We start from the raw sequence: 17,725 nt of genomic DNA on the forward strand, positions 1-17,725 counted from the left end.
GTGATCGAGATTGTGTGCTCCAACGCGCCCGCACAGCATCGTGCGCTTGAAGCGCTTTGATATAGCGTTCGAGTTCCAACGCTTCTCCTTCTCCGCCCCTTGCGCCTGGCCCACATACCCACATATGTGTTAATGTGGCTTTTCAGTTCAGGAGCACGTTGGATGAGCCGATTGACAATTGACATAACGGACCAGCAACATCAAAGCCTAAAGGCGCTCGCCGCTTTGCAGGGCAAGACAATCAAGCAGTACGCGCTCGAGCGCCTCTTTCCCGGTGACACAGATGGAGAACGAGCCTGGGAGGAGTTGAAGACGTTGATGAACACGCGCATTAATGACGGGCTCGCCGGAAAACTGTCAACCAAAACCGTAGGTGAGATCCTCGACGAGGAGATGGTCGAGGGTCGTGTTTGACGGCCTACATTCTTACCGCAGAGGCGGAATCCGATCTACGTTCGGTAATCCGCTACACTCGTGCGCAATGGGGTCCCGCCCAGGTACGCCGCTACGTCTCAGCGTTGGAGCGCCATATCGCAAATCTGGCGGAGGGCAAAAGTCCTTTCAAGGATCTGAGCGCGCTTCATCCGGCGTTACGAATGGCCCGGTGCGAACATCACTACGTCTTTTGCCTGCTTCGCGAGGATGCGCCCGCCTTGATCGTGGCGATATTTCATGAACGAATGGATCTCATGCAGCGTTTGGTTGGTCGTCTGAACGAATGATCTATGGACGAAGGTGAGATTGCTGAGCGCAAGGTCCATAGATCGTTTTATCATGTGGTTCTAAGCGGATCGCCAGTTCTGATCCCTTCAAGGCGAAGGTCAGTTGTTACTCACGGCTTCGCCAATCAACGCCTTTCTCAAGGCCAGGGATTTTGATACAAATCCTCGGATAATAGATTCTATGCTCCGGGTTTTTGTATCAATGCCGGCCTCCGTCACCCAACGCCAAATCGCCCGAACTGTGCTCGCTAAACGCGGGATAGCACGTCTGGCGGAACTGCGGAATGCAGGGGTGACGGCGGCCACCATGAGCCGATGTAACGGGATAGCAAGGTCGTGCGGCTTAACCGCCGTCTTTATCAACTCCCCGATGCGGAACTCGATACCAACCATAGTCTGGCAGAGATTGCCAAACGCGTCCCGAAGGCGCTTGTCTGCCTTGTTTCGGCCCTCGCTTTCCACGGACTGGGCCCCACAACCGAACGGCCCTCGATGTGTATCGTACGTTTCACAGACAGCCTTCTCAACGAAAGCGTCGAGACCCATGTGGCTAAAAGAAGTCAGAAATCTCGGTGCCTCGGTGCGCGCTCGCCTGTTGCAACTCGCAAGGCAAGCGGGCAAAGCTTGATTTGGTTCTGACGCGTTTTTGCGCTTGAGCGGTTACTTTGCGCCTCCATAGTGGTCATCGAGCCACCGGTCGACGTCGCCGCAAAGCGGACATTACGTGGTGAAAACACCCGGTCGCAGCGGAGCCATAAGCTGTCATCTCTGCCATTTCAGTGACGAGGGGTCGGCACTGCAGTGTAGTGTAGTGTAGTGGCGCTATGCTGCAATCCGAAAAAGTCTAGTTCCGAAAAGGACATATTGGCGCGTCAGATCCGGGCGAGATGGCCTTACGGCTTGTTGTGCTAACGACGAAGAACACCGGCCGACAGCACGGAGACAATACTGGCGGCAGCCTGAGATATTCCTCTTCCGCCCTTTCGCCGAGGCGCTTTGGGGGACGGCTGGTGGTTGCAGCCACCCGATTTGGCATCCGTTTCCCGGCCCTATCCGCCCATTGGCCCACGTTGCGGAGCCAGCGCCTGTGTCTGCGCATAGGCAAGCGGCGAACGGTTGCCCGGGAGATTGGCGTCGAGGACGAGCGTCTTGACGTCGTCGGCTCGGATGTCGAGTGCCACGACGACATCGAGCTTGTCGATTTGCCATACGGCATATCCGAGCTTGGGCTCGTATCCGCAGTCGCATCCGCAATCGCCCTGCACGATGGTGCGAGCCTCTTCCGGCAAGAACATGATTTGCGGCTTTGGCAAACGGTAGCAATGGCCTTCATAGGCGTATCCGTAGATGACGCCGATGCTTTTCATGCATTGCCGGACTTGCTTGTGGAGCGTCTGACCACCGATGGTAATTGGCAGCGCATAAATTCCGTCGTCACCAAGCGCCGTGAATGTTATTCTTCCGTTCAAGAGGGAAAGGATGACGTCCTCGCCGGTTTTTCTCTCAATCTCTCTTATTAGGTCGTCGATTATTCCACCGACTTCTTTTTTTGCTTCCGGATTCAGGTTGTTTATTGCTTCGTTCGAGTCCATCGCGGCATAAATTTTCTCCTTTAGCATGTTGTCGTTGATTGCGGATAGAAGAGTGGCAGGTCGTCCATACAATTTCACTTCTCCTGGGTTGTAGGTACTGTAGTCAGGAACCTGTAGGCCTTTCGGCTCCTCCCCCACGCCCGGATAGGGACCGCAACAGTCGCTCATTGTTTGCCCTCCTAGAGTTCATCTCGGACCGATAATTTCACGCCACACAAAATTCGCTTCGAGCGCATCGGCGCCGCCACGGCTGGCAGCTTGGATGACGGCCCGTGCTACTTGCTCGAGAGTCATGGTGTTGGGATCAAGTGTACGCAGCGACGCGGCGAGTGCACTGCCGACCTGGTCACGCGCGGTCTCGAGCGCCAGCTTGAAATAGAGCGGCCGGTCGCGAAACGACCGTTCGGTCAGCGAGCGGAACTCGTCGAACTCGCTCAGCGTCAAGTCACGCAGATCGACGTTCAAAAGGCGCCTGTCGGCAAAGCCGTCCCTGACCAATTGCCGATGATAGATCTCCACGATGCTGTCGAAGATCGCGCCGAGGAAGGGCAGCGAGCGGTCGTGCGGCTCGCGGGTGGTTTCCGACATGCGGCGGAAATTGGTGGCGAGACGGATTTGCGTCTCGGGACTGGTCTCGGCGAAGCGGTTGAGCTCGTTGGAAAGTAGGAGATTGCCTTGCGTCCGACGCAGCAGCCGGTCGACGGCGGAATCAAAATGCAGCAGCGAAATCAGCGACACGCAGTCGGAAAAGGCTTCGGAAAACGGGAAGAAATCGGCCTCGCGCGACGTGATCATCGGTATGCCGAGTTCCGACAGGCTGATGAAATGGCCGACTTCGTGGGCGATTGTGTCGAAGTTTAGCGCATAGGGCCGCAGCACGCCGCCAACATCGGAGGCTCCCAGCTCCAGATAGCCGTAGCCGGCATGGGCGTTGTCCCACTCGACCAGGGGAATGATTTCCAGGCGGCGAAAGACCGGGTCGAAGAACCAGCGGATGCGATGACCGAGATAGCTGTGCCAGATGTCGAGCACGAAATGTACGCAGGCATAGACGTGGACGCCGAGGTAGGCCCGCGATTTCGGATCCATATTGTCGAAGTTGCGATCCGGGCCAGATCGTGCCGCCGGTCGCCGCTCGCCTTCGAACGGCGGCAGATCGTCAGGACCATAGGGCCGTTTTTCGATCAACGGATCGACCACGTACACCCACTGGTCGCTCGGTCCGTCACGGATCTCGTCGGGCAGGATCGAGAGCCAGACGCGATCGGGCTCTTCGTAGCCGGGGATGAAGGGAGGCTGGGGGAAAATCCAGAATCGTGTTCCGATGCGTGGGTTCACGCGTTCCGTCACATTGTTCGGATACTCCATAGCACAATCGCTTTCGAAGAAGAAGGATTGAGCAACCACACGTTTAATTAGTAATTTCGTATCAAGTCGATGTCAATATGCGAGGCTTCCAAATCTCTCATGAAAGTATTGGTCGCGACCCAGGCGCGATCAACATCGCGGCCCTGCCGCTCTATTGTTAGAGAAGGCGCCATACGTAACGCAAGGAGTGCGTCCTGGCGCTTTTGCCCGGTCATTTCTTTCCGCAATGCCGAAATACGGTCGCTGGAAAATCCCCCAGCCCGCAATAGGGCTGCGAGCGAGCGATGGCGAAAGTTCGTCCCGCGCGCCAATGCGATGAGTTGGTCGCGCTCATCGGATGTCATCATATTTCGGCGGGCAAGCGTCGAGAATGTCCGTTGAAGGTCGACCAGTGCGTCCGTGAGCGGCAGAAAGCCGAGTTCGGCGGGCCCTGACTGCACAGCGACCGCATCCTCCGCCGTCAACGGCCAGCGCCGGTACCACCTATAGATCAGGCCGACGCCGATCATGCCATAGGGCGCAAGCTCGGCCGCCCGCAAGGCTCCCATGCTGGCCGCGCCGATCATGACGATGCCTTGTGCCATCGCCCAGAGAATTTCCTTGTGGCGGACGGCGGGGCGGTCCTCGAACTGTCCGTCGATCAGCACCATCGCACGTGGCCGGAAGGCATGGGCGGCGAGTATGACGTCTCCCTGGGATACGGGCTGAAGATAGATCGCGTCGAGCACCGCCTGCGCCTCGTCGCGACGCAGCGTGGGGCCGAGAAATACCAGAATCGGACCTTCCTTGCCGGCATTCGTCATCGGCAACCCCTCAACGCAAAATTGAAAACGGCCGCGCACCCGCAAGAATGGTTCGCACGCAGGCCACGCCTGCTTCGGCGTCCGCTCCAACCGGTACGGCGAGAATAGGTCCAAGCCCGCAGGCGGCAACCCGGTCGACGACGTCGCGCAGGCATGTTGGGGCGAAGGGCGACGCTGCCGTGCCCGCTGTCGTGGCTTCGAGGATCAGGCGGCGGGCGTCCGCGACGAGCGGATCGGTGCTCTTGCGATAGTGTTCGCGCGTCTGGTCGTCGCGCGCGCCGGAAATCGCCCCGGCGCGCGCCGACAATGCCTCCAGCATCGCGCTCGCCGCGGCGGTCTCGACGGTAAAGCCCGCCGAATGGCCCTCCGTCGGCAACGCCAGGGTCGGCTCAGCCGCGCCGGCCTCGATCGCCTGGCACCAGATCACCGGTAGGTCGGTGGGCGAGGGGGCGTGCCAAAGCGCGAAAGCGATGCCCTGCGTCCGGGTGACCGAAAGAATATGCTCGACCTTCGGCCCGATGCGCGATGTCGCTATGCGGCGACGATCGAAAAAGCCGTGGGTGGTGAAGGCCCGCGCGATCGCGTCGCGTTCGATGCATTCGAACAGCCCATGCGCGAAGGCATCGCGCGCCGTGCTGTGGCAGGCAAGGCCGGTGGTGGTGCGGATGAACAATCCGTCGCCCTGTGGCTCGGGATCGGTATAGCAGGTGTGAACAAGTTCGAGCGGCACCGGCTGCGGCGCTCCGCTCGCGACATCGACAGCCAAGGTCCAGGGAATTGGCAGCGATCGCCATGCGGTGCCGGCGTGGGGAAGCAGCAGGTTTTCGAACAGGGCCGCGTCGATCCGAAGCTCGTCGGCGGTCGCAAGAAAGCAGTCCGAGGAGGGAATGCGCTCGGCGAAGAAACGCTCGAGACCCTCCATGATCGCCCCGACCGCCGCCTCCATCAGGGTGAGGCCGCGGCCAAGCGAGGTCACCTCGGAAAGCGCGGCCGGCTGGATGGCCTGCGCCACCGGCAGACCGAGACGGTCGAGCCCGGTCAGGTCAGCGAGACGGGTGATGCCGGCCCGGCGGCTGAAAGGGAGTAGCCTGCGAAAACATGCCTCGGCGGCGCCGGGGTCGGCCGGCGTATCGAGCGGTTGCCTCAAGCCAGCGGCAAGCTCGTCGCGAAAGTCGGCAATCCGTCCGTCGATCGCCGGCGGGGCAGGGGTCAAGCCTTCGGCCGTGTCAGCGTCCGATAACAACACCCAGCTCCCGGGTTGAGCGGCTCGCCCGTTGCAGCAGAGCCATCGCACCCTGGCTTTCGGCGATGGTCACGGCGGTCAGCAGTTCGGCGGCGACAAGATTGGTTTTCACGTTTCCCCGAGCGCGCAGCACGGCCCGGCAGCGGTAGAGTTCGGCGAGCCAGTAGGCATGGCCGGTTTCCTTGGCCTGCCGGATGGCATCGGTGGCGACGTCGATGGCCTGCTCATACTTGCCGGCAAGGCCGAGCAGGGTCGCGTGCATGTAGAGATAGATCGGCAGGTCGGCGACGGCGCCGAGGTCCTTGAGCAGCGCCAATCCCTCGCCGAACATCTCATGGCCGGCGAGGAGGTCGTCGCTGTGGGCTTTGGCCCAGCCGCCGAAAAGCAGCGACATGCCAGCGAGCGACTGCATCTCATGTTGCTGGGCAAAGAGCCGCATCCGGCTTGAAACATCCGCCAGCCGCTCGAAATCGTCGCGGTAGAAGGCCGAGACTGCCTCGGTGTCGAGCGAATGGGCGGTACTCGGAACATGGCCGATGCGCTCGACCAGGCCGACCATGTCCGCAAGTGCTGTGTCCGAGGCCGAGCCCTGTCCCGTCAGCCAGAGCGACAGAGCGAGTTGTCCGAGGCCGCAGACCTTGGCGTCGTGGCCGCCATAGAGCGTTCGCGCGGTTTCGGCCGATCGCTCGTCGTAGAGCGCAAGCCCCGCCGTGATCGCCTCCTGCGTCTCCTTGTGCCAGCCGAGATTGAAGTCGATCGCCCAGATGCAATGCTTGACCTGCAGGGCGATTTCGCGATCTTCGGTGCCAAGCATCATCATCTGCACTTCGAGTGCGCGGTCGTGCATGACGAGAAAGTCAGGCCCGGTCAGCCACCAGCCCCAATAGATCGGAAACCACTTTGGCTGGTCTTCCTTCGGCTGGCGGCGGGCGATGGCGACGCCGTCTTCGTACAGCTTGCGGGCGGGCGGAGAATTGGCACCGACGAGGCCAGTGAGGATCGGGCCGAGCCTGGTGAAGGCGGAAAGCCGCAAGGCGTCGACCGCCTCGCTTTCGTCCATCTCGGCGCAAAGGGCCAGCGCGTGCTCCAGATGGTGGCGCGCCTCGATCATCGCCGAGCGGCCGGCACTCTCGGAGCCGGCGGCGATGAACAGCCGAATTGCCTCCTCCGTGAGCCCGGCGCGTTCCGCCTGGTCGGCGAGCCCGCCGGTGTCGATCCATTCCGCCAGCCCACGGTCGTCGCTGACAGCGTTGAACAGCCGCCGGTGCAGAACCTGCCGTTGCTTGCGCAGGAGTGCCTTATAGATCGTTTCCTGGATCAGGGCGTGTCGGAAGCGGTAGATCACGGTTCCGCCGGTTCGGCCACGCGTCAGAAAGCCGGTTTCGCACAGCACATCCGCCGCACTAGCCAGCGACCGCCTGGCGAGATCCGGCAAAAGCGCGTGAAGCAGCGGCAGCGTCGTACGGCCGCCGGCGATCGCCGCGGCTCGCGCCACGTCCCGCGCCGGTCCGAGCCGCGCGAGTCGTTCGTCGAGAATCCCTTCGAAGGCAAGCGCGTGCGTGTGAGAGACCTTTGCCTCGCCATCATGCGCGATTGCCTCAGGAATATTCGCCGCATCCGCAGGCGCGATCTCCGTGATCCACTGGCAGATCTCCTCGATGAACAGCGGAATGCCGCCGGAAATCCGCTCCGTCGCCTCCAGAAGTTCCGGAAGTGCCGTCCGCTTGTGTGCCGGCCAACTCGCTTCGATCGCCTGCTTCGTCTCGTCGCGATTGAGTGGCTTCAACGACAGGTGCACCACGTCGGCACCGTCGGCCCAATCCATCGCGGTGCCGGGACGCAAGGTGACGACGAGAAGGATGGGAAGCCGTGAAACTGTGCGGGCGATTTCCCCAAGGAGGTCCTGCGACGTCGGATCGATCCAGTGAATATCCTCGACCGCCATGATCAGCGGACCGCGTGCGCCGACGGTCTCCAGCGCTTGGATGGTCGCCCGCCGCGCCCTGTCGCGGATTGCCTTGGGATCGCTGCCGGAGAGGGACTCGTTTCGGCCCGCAGCGCCGAGCAGATACGAAAACAGTTCGGCGACGTCTGGCTCTTCTATGCCGTGGTGGGCGAACGCGGCGGCGACGGTTGTGGCCGTCAGGCGTGAGGGGCCAGCCGCCTTGGACGCCGTGCCGGGAAAACCATGCATGATCGGGTGAAGCGTGGAGCGCGCGCCGCCGGGCGCGCACTGAAACAGGAAGGCCCTCGATCGCTCCTTGCGGGTAAGCTTGCGGATCTCCCGCAAAAGCCGCGATTTCCCGATGCCGGCGTCGCCTTCGATCGCCAGGATCTGGCCTTTCCCGGCCAAGACCTCTCGCCAGCAACGGGCAATTGTCTCAAGCTCGGCGGCATGGCCGATGAAGGAACCGCCAAGCCGTCCGAAGGCGTAGAAGCGGGTGACTTCGGTACGATGTTCGAGCGCGCGCCAAACCCTTTGGGGCTCGGCAAATCCCTTTAGCGACCGGCTGCCCTCGAAGATGAAGGCGTAGGCGCGTCCAGCGAGGGTCTTCGTTTCCTCCGAGACGAGAATGCTGTCAGGGGCCGCGAGGGCTTCCAGCCGCGTCGCCATGGCGAGCGCCGCCCCCGTCACCGGTTCCTGCGAAGGGACTTCCTCGCGCGGTTCCTGGACCAGCGCGATGGAGGTGGCGATGCCGACGCGGACATGCATGTCGCTGCGCCGCGCCTCGCGGCCGATGCGCCGGCAGGCCTCGATAACGTCGAAGCCAGCGCGAATCGCCAGCGACGCGGCATCGCGCGCGCCAAGTTCGGTCGGGAAAAGGGCAACACCGCCGTCACCGGCCTCGACCCGCATAACGCCGGAACGCGCGAGGATCGCCGACCGCACCCCGTGCTGAAAGGCGGAAATCAGCTCCTGGAAGTCCTCGATATCGAGTTGATGGAAAAGATTTGTCGATCCGACAAGATCGTAGCAGAGCGCCGTGATGAGGCGCCGCTCGCTGCCATGCTCCGCCGGCCGCGCGCCCCCGCCCGTCGATTTTCGTGTATGCTTCGGTGAGTTGATAGGACTTTCGCTCGCCATCGCCGGCCCTTGCGTGTCTGCTAGATCCTGCACCTGACAGAGCGACTATAACACAGGCCGACACGATGTGTCGGTAGCCAAAAGTTGAAAGCAGATCGGATTGTTACGCGGCACGAAATGCCGTGCGGCGGGGCATACCCGCACGTCGAAATTACGCAACGATTTCAAAGAGAGTGGCACGCCATAGGGGAATCGAATCCCTCTTCCCATAATGAAAAATGTGTTTCTGACGCTGACAAGCAGTGGCTCTTTGCGACTTCGCCACGCGCTTGCCTACAACAGCCCAGCGGCACCCGAGACCATGGCATGGATCGCGGCGGCGATCGGTGCGTCCGATGCGCCGATCGGGCTGCACTGGTTGGCAATCAGACTTGGCGTCCCACAGCACTGCGCGACCTCGGTGTGAAGGAATCCGACCTCGACCGCGCACTAATCCGTATTGGAACCCGCGTCCAATCGAAGCCGCTCCCCCCTTGCGCGATCTGCTACGGCGCGCCTGGGAGGGAGCGGAACGCAAGCCCTGAGGGAAGCGGCGTAGCGCGACATCGCTCCTCGCCCGGCGAGAAAAATGGATACGAAAGAGCCTTGCACAGTCTGCGTTGCGATCACCGGTTCACTGCCGCAAAAGAGCGCTGCCGGGATCGGCCGGCACCAAGTGACGCTGAACAAACGGTGCACCGAATTGGGCAGACACTGCCGCACAGGTCTTGAGGATAACATCCGCATCGGCCACTTAGTTCAGCTCCTGCGCCAGGTAACGGTGACTGCCGACGAAGACTGCGACCTTGCCGCCACCTCCGACAAGGCCGGCTATGAACCATGCGGCAGTCCGACCCTTCTTGACGCAGTCGTTGCCAACATAGCCTGTGCGGGAGGCGGTGGAGATATGGGACTACCGGTGCCTTCCCCGGCCAAGTGATCCACCGCGTGGTTCACCTGCGGGTGGTCTGAGGTTATCATGCCGATGAGTCGGCTTCGCGGCTGAGGGAGCGGATAGCATCGGCGGCCTTGTCGGGTGCGAGGTCGTCCATGAACGCACGATCGGCCTTCCGTGCGCCTTCGGGTAGGCGACTGTGGCTTTTGTCAGGAGCTGGCCCAAGCTGATCCAATCGACGCTGAGCTAGCCTTCCCCCATCGAAATGGCGGTGCGCGGTTAGCGCCTATCGAACCTGGCAAGCATCTTTCGCAATTGCGCGTTCTGCTCGACGAGCTTCTTCGCGAGCTGACGCCGCAACGCCGCGACTTCCGCGTCAAGGTCAGCAATTTCATCGATGAACGATTTCGGGCCTGCAGCCACGACAGGAGCCTTTTCTGAAGCTGCATAGATCGGAATAACCGGCTCCACGGCGGGAGCAGCCCGCTTCCGCCGCGTGGACGCGGCCTTGGTGGTTGTCTTGGAAGCTTCGGTCCTGGGGGGCGGCGTCGGGGTTTTTTCAGCCTGCTGCGTGCCAGCGAGGCTTGTAGGCTCACCGTCACCGACTGCGACTGCGGGAGCGTCTGTCGCAACTGATGTCGCTGTTTCGGCTTCACTAGAATTGGTATCTGGTTCCGGTCGGCTTGCCTCGACCTGCGCCTCGGAGACGGGCTCAGCTGGGCGGTCAACTGTCGTCGCGTCGATGACAGGTTGTTCCACCTTGGGGGCCGGTTTGTATTCGAGAGCAATAGTCTTCGCTTCGGCTTCTCGGCTCTCATCAAAACTATGTGGTTTTGGTTTACGCGACACCAGGTCAGCCACAAATCTCCATGGTGTTCTCATCATATTCAACCTTCAATACATAGCGGCGGGACATGACCGCAGTCATTCATTGACAGCAGGATCTTATTCATCTTGGCCCTATCAGACGAAAGATCAGCGGCGCCATCACGTTGAACGATTGACGCCGCTGCAAAACGGAATCAGGCCTTGCCAAGCCGCTTGCGCAAATCTGCATTTTCGGCGCGTAGCTTTTCGGAGAGCTCCTTGCGAAGTTGCTTATTCTCTTCCTCGAGTTTGATGAGATCAGCGATATCGTCGATGACGTCGACAGAGGTGGCGACCGGAGCGGGCGTAGCTTCGACGCGAGGGGCGCGAGGGGCAGCCGTCTTCCGTGCGGGAACCACCTTTTCGGCCTTGAGCGGAACAATCTTAGAGCCGCGCTTCGCACGCGTCTTCTTGACCGACTTTTCAGCAGGTGAAGCGATCGAATCGGCGGTGCTGGCTTCGGCCGCGACTTTCGGCACGCGTGGCTTGCGGGTCTTCTTCTCAGCGGGGGCTGCGGCAGGCACTTCGGTGGTCGCAGTTGTTTCAATTCCGGTTTCGTCGGCCATCAGTGTTCTCCTCTGTCAGGCGGGCAAGCATTTGATTCTTAGTTACTTAAAGTCAATGCTAAGAGCCGCGTTTCGTGGACTGCTTCGCGTTCTTCGTCAGAACCTACCCAGAGAAGCTCCCGACAGACAATCGACCCGAGCCAATCGATCTCATAACGAAGCCATTATCTCCCGACAATCTCGTGGAAAAAGTAGCTCGCGCGAAGAAGCACCTCATTGAAAGGCGGGCAATGACCGAACGTTTGGCTGAAAGGCAGGCAAACAGCCGAGCCACTTAGGCAATTTATTCGCCGTGCTGGCAGGTATTTCCGACGTCCAGGAGAGGGGTACTGACGTGCTCCCGTGAAGTTAGACCGTTTGGAACTGGAATTCTCCTCTTCCCTTCAGGGGATCATAAGTGAACAATTCCAGCTCCCGCTGAAGGATTCAGATCAATCAAAGAACGGTCGAATGAAGAGCGGCTCCTGGCGTTCGGCCGCTCCATTGACGAATACGACGTAGTAAACCAAAATTTCTTGTCCCATCACACTGTGCCGGCATATGCGGGCAAGCCTTGCCGCTAAATCCTGGACTGCGCGGCGGTTATGCCTGTCTTGTTCGAGGACCGCCTGGTACGAATCTTGCGCGCGGGCGTCACCAATGATGGTGGTGCATCGGCGAGTGCCTCTCGGGCAGCCGAGGTCAATGTCGTGGCAACGAAATCCGCCTGCTCAAGCGCGGGCGGTTGCTCTTCCTCCTGATTTTCCACCCAAAGGACCGCGCCGACGCGAATGGCTGGGTATATGCGCTTGAACCGACGAACAAGTATGGCGGCGTGCCTTGCCGAGTCCTTGTTCAGGAAGCAAACTACGATGGCGTTCGATTGTTTAGGAACGAGGCTCATCGCACGGCGATTGGGGATGTCAGAATGCCTCGCTGCGACCACCTCGGCTCCCTGGACCTGAAGAATCTGGGCAAGCATCGCAGCCGACGCGTCGTCGAGCGGGCCCCTGCCTCCGACGCAAAAGACGGTCTTGCCACGTCCATCAGGTAGTTCGCTTTCATCTCCATTCCCTTCCTTAAGGGTGGTGCTGAGCCGACCTGCCGCTTCCGTCTCCTTCTGTTCGTCTTCCTCTTCCTCCGCGATTTCCCCGAGGTTCGAGACCAGTGTGATGGCGGTCCCAAACACCTGTTCCATCTGCTCCGCGGTCAAGACGCCTCGACGCCTATCTTTCTCCGCCAGTAGGAGGGCGGGAATGGCAACCTTGCCATAGTAATCCTCCAGATAGTCCTCCTCGAGGAATTCCTCAGCGTAGTCGGTCGCCTCATCAGGATCGCCGGCAAGAAGCCGCTGGTACAGACGCTCCTTGGGATCGAGCACCGGGTCACTACCGAAAACGACCTCGAGGAATTCGAACTGCGGGACATACCGGCCCAATACTGCAAGACACACGGTCAGCGGCGTGGAAAGCACAAGACCGACTGGTCCCCACAGCCATGCCCAAAAAATCGCCGCGACGATGATTGCTAGCGGAGAGAGGCCGGTACGAGAACCGTAGAGCCAGGGCTCGATGACGTTATTGCTGGTCAATTCCAGCACGACGAAAATGGCCGCAACCCAGAGAACAAGGCTCCAGCCAGGGTCTACTGCAAAGGCCAGGAACAGCGGCAGAACTGTAGCGATGACAGGCCCTATATAGGGGACAAATCGAAGGACGATGGCCAGCATCCCCCAGAGCGCTGGATTTGGAATGCCAACCGCCCACAGTCCAAGAGCCAATGGAACGCCGTAGGCGCAGTTCACCACCAACTGCATAAGAAGATACCGTGCGACGCGGCTTCCCGCCTCCTGGATGGCTTCTGTTGTGCGATGCAGATCGCCATAGCCAACGAGCCGGATAAAGCGATCGCGAAGCTCTTCCCGTTCCAACAGCATGAATATTACCACGACGATGATCAAACCCAATGAGGCGATGGGACCAAGCAGCGGGCCAATCAGGCTAGTAAGCGTTTCAATTGGTCTACTTGGCGCGAATATCTCGACGAGCACAGGCTCCCTTGGTCTGGATGCGCTACCGGGAGTAACTGGGCGCTCTTCCGCATTGCTGAGCTCACGACCGACGCTTTCAACGACGGACGTCAGGCGCCGCACAATGCCGCTATCCGTTCCACCTTCCTGGAGAGACCGGATTTTCGCTATGATATTTCCCTGGTAGGCCGGAAGGTTCTGCGCAACTTCGGCAATGTGTCCCGCTACGACAAGCCCGAACAGGACAAGGACAAGAAAAGCGAGCACGACAGTGATGATGACCGCCGGAATACGAGGCAGGCCAAGCTTTCGAAGACGGGAGGAAATGGGTGCCAAGGCGAACGTCAACAGGACTGCGATTGCCAGAGGTAGAAGTACTTCCTTGCCGAAATACAGAATAGCAATAACAGCGAGTACACTCGCGAAGGCAGGCATGCGTGAAGAGGATGACGAGGTCGAATATACGCGTCGGGGGCCGAGGTCTTCTTCCAATTCCGCCTCCGTGATCTTGGCGTTGCCCGAAGACATCGATGTGTCGATCGTTCTTGCCAGGTCTTTGCAATTAGGGCGCAGTGTCGCCTCGGCAATGGTTGTAACGTGCCGCCCTTGACAGCCTTTAGGGCATCGTGTGCGGAGGTGACCGCATGGGCAGAGAGACCGCCAGCAAAAGCCATGACAAATGTCGACGAGGAGCAGCCGGATTCTTTCAGGATGGCTGACCGAAAATGTCGCGTGCGAGCACTGTGACAGCCACATTGACCTGCCACTGAAGTTTCATCCGGCTACGATTAGAGCCTCAGCCGTTTTTGAACCGCCCCAGGATTCTGGACCAGCGGAGGCTGGAGTTTTCCGGCTTCACTCAGGGAGGCGGGCTGGTTGCGCCTCCGGAATTCATCAGCGAGATCGGCACCTTGTTACCGATCGCACCATGCGGCCGAACCTCATTGTACAACACGACGACAGAACACCCACGGGACCGAGGTTCGGGAGCTTTTGTATCCGTGGCATCCTTGGTCCGGGCGGCTCGTTTGCGTGCATGAGGCGGTGTCCAAAGGGACGCATATTTTCCGCTGCAGCCTTTCTGGTTCTTCTTCTGATCGACTTCTTGAAGTCCCAGCATGGATGTTCGACCGATCAGTGAGTGGTTGTTGGCGCAGCCTGGCGGTCCCGTACGTCGATCTCGCAAGCCTGCATACTTTGGCAAGATTGCTGAAGGACGCTGATGCCTCATCGCAATCTTCGGTAATGGGCGCAGCATTGGTCTCTCACGAAACGAGTCGGAGAGATGTTCATGCCTCGCCAGCCCATGACATGCCAGTTCGATCTGTTCTCGGCCCCGCAGCAGGGGAAGACGGCAGGGACGCCGCAATGGCCGGAGTTGCCGGAGGAGACCCGCCAAGCGTTGACGGTGCTCATCGTGCGGCTGTTCGTCGATCACGCAAAGTGCGGACATGCCTCCCGACAGAAGGAGGCCGGTCATGATGCATGAGAAGATCGGACCGCATCATCTGGAGCGGAAGGCCATCCTCTATGTTCGGCAGTCCTCGGCTCACCAGGTTCTGCACAATCGAGAGAGCAGCGCCCTCCAGTACGCCATGCGCGACCGTCTGGCAGCGCTTGGATGGTCACATATAGAGACGGTGGATGACGACCTTGGTCGTTCGGCCGCCGGCGGCGTGACCCGCGCTGGATTTGATCGGATGGTGGCGGAAGTCTGCCTTGGCAAGGTAGGCGCCGTGGCCGCGCGTGAGGTATCGCGCTTCGCCCGCAACAGCCGCGATTGGCAGCAACTCATCGAGATGTGCCGCGTTGTCGATACCGTCCTGGTCGACCAGGAAGCAGTTTATGCGCCCCGCCAGGGCAACGACCGCCTGCTCTTGGGTTTGAAGGGCAGCCTCAACGAGTACGAACTCGATCTCTTGCGTCAGCGTTCCCTTTCCGCCCGCTATGAGAAGGCTCGCCGCGGTGAACTCGTCGTCACTGTTCCGGCCGGCTTCGTCAAGGCCGGTGACAGGATCGAGAAGGATCCCGATCGGCGCATCCAGGAAGCCATCGCACTCGTCTTCGACAAGGTCACCGAACTCGGGAGTGCCCGGCAGGCCTTGCTATGGTTCCTTGAGCAGGGATTGGACCTGCCCGTCAGGTGCGCCAACGGTGACGTCATCTGGCGCAGGCCAAATTATGCCACCATCCACCGGATGATTGCGAACCCGATCTACGGCGGCGCTTATGCTTATGGTAAGAGTCGTTCCGTACCGGGATACGATGGCCGATCTGGAATTCGCCGCAAGGCGCGTGATGAATGGTTGGCGCTGATCCCGGACGCACACGAAGGTTACATCAGTTGGGAAAGGGCGGAGGAGATCCGCAAGATGGTCAGCGACAATGTACCGGCCAGTCGCCATCATGGAGCGCCGAAGCATGGCGACGCTCTGCTTGCCGGCCTGTTCCGCTGTAAAAGGTGCGGCCGGAAGCTGACGGTTCGCTACACAGGAGCCAACCATAACATCCCGCGCTATTCCTGTTGGCGTGGTCTACTCGATAATGGCGAACCACGTTGCATCGCCTTCGGCGGTCTGCGGGTCGATGATGCGATCGAGGAGGCGCTGCTCGGCGTGGTCGAACCGGGAGCCATTGCGGCCGCCGTTGAGGCGGAACGCAATATGGCCAGCCAACGCGATCAGGTTCAGGATGCCCTGCTACGCGACCTCGAGGCAGCACGCTATGCAGCCGACCGGGCATTCCGGCAATATGACGCGGCCGATCCGGAGAACAGACTTGTAACGTCAGAGCTCGAAGCGCGCTGGAATAGGACACTCGCACGCGTCGGCGAGATCGAGATCAGGATTGCCAAACATCGGACAGTTACGCCTCAGCCGTTCCCCATGTCCGCATCACAGGTAACCGCACTTGCGGGAAACCTTCGCACCGTCTGGACGGCGCCGACAACCGATGCAAGGCTGAAGAAGCGCATCGTGCGCACGCTCATCAATGAAGTGGTCGCCGATCTCGATGATGGAACCTCTGAGATCGTCCTCGTCATTCATTGGGTTGGAGGCGTCCACTCCGAACTGCGCCTGCCGAAGCGACGCCGTGGCCAAAGAAACGCGACCCCTGACGACATTGTCGACGCTGTGAGACAGCTCGTCTTGATCGCCAATGATGATGTGATTGCCGGTGTCCTCAATCGCAACGGACTGACGACCGGCAATGGCAATCGCTGGACACGGGAGCGGGTCACCGCGCTGAGGTCATATCGCAAGATACCGGTCTTCCGTCCGCAGATCGACGGGGTCGAGCCATGGCTTAATCTGGGCGGTGCGGCGAAGTTACTCGGGATAACGCCAAAGACGCTGCGTCTGGCGGCCGAGGCTGGCGATATTGAGGGGGATCATCCGCTACCCGATGGCCCATGGATCTTCAGCCGTTCCAAACTCGCGACCCCACAAGCACGTCAGATCCTCGATCGTGCCCGGAAGAACCCTCGCCACCCCGCGGGATCGCCTCCAGATCAGGAAAACCTATTCCCTTCAATGGCATAGAAAGATGGGTGTTATGAAACAGGATTGTAGTCTCTACGCCAATCCTCCATCTTTTCGCGGGCATCCGCAAGGGTCAGGAACCAGTGTTGGTTCAGGCATTCCGCCCGGAAGCGGCCGTTAAACGCCTCGATGAAGGCGTTGTCAGTCGGCTTGCCAGGGCGTGAGAAGTCCAAGGTCACGCCTTTGGCATAGGCCCAGAGGTCGAGATCGCGTGAAACGAACTCCGTCCCCTGGTCGACACGGATCGTCTTCGGATAGCCGACCTGCCGGCATACCCGTTCCAATGTTTCCACGACATCTTCTCCCCGATAGCTATGCCGCGGATCAAGCACCGGCACATAGCGCGAGAAGGTGTCGACCACCGTCAGCACTCGTAATTTCTTGCCGGTCGCGAGTTGGTCGTGAACGAAGTCCATCGCCCAGACATCGTTGGGTTCAACGGCCTTTTGCCGGTCCTCCCGTAGCTTGGCTTTGACTCGGCGCTTCGGCGTTTTATTTCGTAGTTGAAGGCCTAAGTCCCTGTAAATCCGATAAGTTCGTTTGATATTGGTGCCCCAACCTTCGCGTTCCAGGAGTACATGAACACGACGGTAGCCGTAACGGACACGGGTCTCGCAAATCTCACGAATACGACGTTCCAGGCCGGCCTGATCGGCACGGCGAGAGGTGTAGTGGTAGGTCGAACGATCGAAGTTCAGTGCCCTACAAGCTTGCCGGATCGAGATCGCCCAATCGCGGCACATGCCCTTAACCACCTCCCGCTTGCGAGCAGGCCTTAAAGCTTTCGGCGGATGACATCCTGCAGCATCTCGCGGTCCAACGTTAGGTCCGCGACGATCTTCTTCAGCCGAGCGTTCTCGTCTTCGAGCTGTTTCAGCTTCTTCATCTCCGGCGGCAACATGCCAGCGTACTTTTTCTTCCAATTGAAATAGGTCGCCTGGCTGATGCCCGCCTTTCGGCAAATCTCCGCCACCGGCACACCTTCATCACCCTGCTTCAGAATGAACGCCTTCTGCGCGTCCGAAAACTGCGATGCCTTCATCATCTTCCGTCCT

General features: G+C 60.1%; 14 protein-coding genes and 2 pseudogenes. 7 read left to right on the forward strand and 9 right to left on the reverse strand.

Annotation, left to right across the window (positions count from 1 at the left end):
• The first annotated feature begins 162 nt into the window (after positions 1 to 162).
• The 3 genes and pseudogenes from FHT92_RS24150 to FHT92_RS29435 all read left to right on the forward strand — a co-directional run.
• On the forward strand, positions 163 to 414 hold the full coding sequence (locus tag FHT92_RS24150) for an antitoxin (RefSeq protein ID WP_183749996.1): 252 nt from the start codon (positions 163 to 165) through the stop codon (positions 412 to 414).
• On the forward strand, positions 411 to 722 hold the full coding sequence (locus FHT92_RS24155) for a type II toxin-antitoxin system RelE/ParE family toxin (protein ID WP_183830058.1): 312 nt from the start codon (positions 411 to 413) through the stop codon (positions 720 to 722). The genes FHT92_RS24150 and FHT92_RS24155 overlap by 4 nt, the downstream gene beginning before the upstream one ends.
• A 202-nt stretch (positions 723 to 924) precedes the next feature.
• Positions 925 to 1,271 (forward strand): annotated as a pseudogene (locus tag FHT92_RS29435) (transcriptional regulator); the annotation flags it as partial.
• A gap of 500 nt (positions 1,272 to 1,771) precedes the next feature.
• Here FHT92_RS29435 and FHT92_RS24160 read toward each other — a convergent pair.
• From FHT92_RS24160 to FHT92_RS24180, 5 genes are read right to left on the reverse strand one after another with little or no spacing between them, the layout of a single operon-like run.
• The gene (locus tag FHT92_RS24160; RefSeq protein WP_183830061.1) at positions 1,772 to 2,482 is read right to left on the reverse strand and encodes a hypothetical protein; all 711 of its coding nucleotides are present in this window, start codon (positions 2,480 to 2,482) and stop codon (positions 1,772 to 1,774) included.
• Between the two features lie 18 nt (positions 2,483 to 2,500).
• Positions 2,501 to 3,682 (reverse strand): hypothetical protein, encoded by a 1,182-nt coding sequence (locus tag FHT92_RS24165; RefSeq protein WP_183830064.1) that lies wholly within the window; start codon positions 3,680 to 3,682, stop codon positions 2,501 to 2,503.
• A gap of 47 nt (positions 3,683 to 3,729) precedes the next feature.
• Complete coding sequence (locus tag FHT92_RS24170) at positions 3,730 to 4,485, reverse strand: TfuA-like protein (protein ID WP_183830067.1); 756 nt, start codon at positions 4,483 to 4,485, stop codon at positions 3,730 to 3,732.
• Between the two features lie 10 nt (positions 4,486 to 4,495).
• Entirely contained in the window at positions 4,496 to 5,698 is a 1,203-nt protein-coding gene (locus FHT92_RS24175; RefSeq protein WP_183830502.1) for a YcaO-like family protein, read from the reverse strand.
• Positions 5,699 to 5,711: 13 nt separating this feature from the next.
• Positions 5,712 to 8,813 carry an ATP-binding protein gene (locus FHT92_RS24180; protein ID WP_183830071.1) on the reverse strand — a complete coding sequence of 1,034 codons (3,102 nt, stop codon included), beginning with the start codon at positions 8,811 to 8,813 and terminating at the stop codon, positions 5,712 to 5,714.
• Positions 8,814 to 9,063: 250 nt separating this feature from the next.
• Here FHT92_RS24180 and FHT92_RS24185 point away from each other — a divergent pair, with 250 nt between their 5' ends.
• Both FHT92_RS24185 and FHT92_RS29440 read left to right on the forward strand, forming a co-directional pair.
• On the forward strand, positions 9,064 to 9,219 hold the full coding sequence (locus tag FHT92_RS24185) for a hypothetical protein (RefSeq protein WP_183750002.1): 156 nt from the start codon (positions 9,064 to 9,066) through the stop codon (positions 9,217 to 9,219).
• A gap of 162 nt (positions 9,220 to 9,381) precedes the next feature.
• Positions 9,382 to 9,732, forward strand: coding sequence for a 3-keto-5-aminohexanoate cleavage protein (locus FHT92_RS29440; protein ID WP_246715448.1), 351 nt, complete (start codon positions 9,382 to 9,384; stop codon positions 9,730 to 9,732).
• 234 nt (positions 9,733 to 9,966) lie between these two features.
• On the opposite strand, the gene FHT92_RS24195 is transcribed toward FHT92_RS29440, so the two are convergent.
• From FHT92_RS24195 to FHT92_RS24205, 3 genes are all read right to left on the reverse strand, one after another.
• On the reverse strand, positions 9,967 to 10,572 hold the full coding sequence (locus FHT92_RS24195) for a hypothetical protein (protein ID WP_183830074.1): 606 nt from the start codon (positions 10,570 to 10,572) through the stop codon (positions 9,967 to 9,969).
• A gap of 137 nt (positions 10,573 to 10,709) precedes the next feature.
• The gene (locus FHT92_RS29445; RefSeq protein ID WP_246715449.1) at positions 10,710 to 11,120 is read right to left on the reverse strand and encodes a hypothetical protein; all 411 of its coding nucleotides are present in this window, start codon (positions 11,118 to 11,120) and stop codon (positions 10,710 to 10,712) included.
• Between the two features lie 559 nt (positions 11,121 to 11,679).
• Positions 11,680 to 13,656: an AI-2E family transporter gene (locus tag FHT92_RS24205; protein ID WP_183830077.1), complete on the reverse strand. Its 1,977-nt coding sequence runs from the start codon at positions 13,654 to 13,656 to the stop codon at positions 11,680 to 11,682.
• Between the two features lie 763 nt (positions 13,657 to 14,419).
• Between FHT92_RS24205 and FHT92_RS24210 the strand changes: the two genes are divergently transcribed.
• Positions 14,420 to 14,617 (forward strand): hypothetical protein, encoded by a 198-nt coding sequence (locus FHT92_RS24210; protein ID WP_183830080.1) that lies wholly within the window; start codon positions 14,420 to 14,422, stop codon positions 14,615 to 14,617.
• Complete coding sequence (locus tag FHT92_RS24215; RefSeq protein ID WP_183830083.1) at positions 14,607 to 16,670, forward strand: recombinase family protein; 2,064 nt, start codon at positions 14,607 to 14,609, stop codon at positions 16,668 to 16,670. The genes FHT92_RS24210 and FHT92_RS24215 overlap by 11 nt, the downstream gene beginning before the upstream one ends.
• Positions 16,671 to 16,693: 23 nt before the next feature.
• Here FHT92_RS24215 and FHT92_RS24220 read toward each other — a convergent pair.
• Positions 16,694 to 17,712, reverse strand: a pseudogene (locus tag FHT92_RS24220) (IS3 family transposase); the annotation flags it as partial.
• Positions 17,713 to 17,725 lie beyond the last annotated feature (13 nt).

The sequence above is a fragment of the Rhizobium sp. BK377 genome (assembly GCF_014193935.1).
GTDB lineage: Bacteria > Pseudomonadota > Alphaproteobacteria > Rhizobiales > Rhizobiaceae > Rhizobium.

Bases quoted from the DNA above. Each gene is read 5' to 3' on its own strand.
- FHT92_RS24150 (WP_183749996.1), top strand. From the start codon at position 163: ATGAGCCGATTGACAATTGACATAACGGACCAGCAACATCAAAGCCTA.
- FHT92_RS24160 (WP_183830061.1), bottom strand. From the start codon at position 2,482: ATGAGCGACTGTTGCGGTCCCTATCCGGGCGTGGGGGAGGAGCCGAAA.
- FHT92_RS24165 (WP_183830064.1), bottom strand. From the start codon at position 3,682: ATGGAGTATCCGAACAATGTGACGGAACGCGTGAACCCACGCATCGGA.
- FHT92_RS24170 (WP_183830067.1), bottom strand. From the start codon at position 4,485: ATGACGAATGCCGGCAAGGAAGGTCCGATTCTGGTATTTCTCGGCCCC.
- FHT92_RS24180 (WP_183830071.1), bottom strand. From the start codon at position 8,813: ATGGCGAGCGAAAGTCCTATCAACTCACCGAAGCATACACGAAAATCG.
- FHT92_RS29440 (WP_246715448.1), top strand. From the start codon at position 9,382: ATGGATACGAAAGAGCCTTGCACAGTCTGCGTTGCGATCACCGGTTCA.
- FHT92_RS24195 (WP_183830074.1), bottom strand. From the start codon at position 10,572: ATGATGAGAACACCATGGAGATTTGTGGCTGACCTGGTGTCGCGTAAA.
- FHT92_RS29445 (WP_246715449.1), bottom strand. From the start codon at position 11,120: ATGGCCGACGAAACCGGAATTGAAACAACTGCGACCACCGAAGTGCCT.
- FHT92_RS24205 (WP_183830077.1), bottom strand. From the start codon at position 13,656: ATGTCTTCGGGCAACGCCAAGATCACGGAGGCGGAATTGGAAGAAGAC.
- FHT92_RS24210 (WP_183830080.1), top strand. From the start codon at position 14,420: ATGCCTCGCCAGCCCATGACATGCCAGTTCGATCTGTTCTCGGCCCCG.
- FHT92_RS24215 (WP_183830083.1), top strand. From the start codon at position 14,607: ATGATGCATGAGAAGATCGGACCGCATCATCTGGAGCGGAAGGCCATC.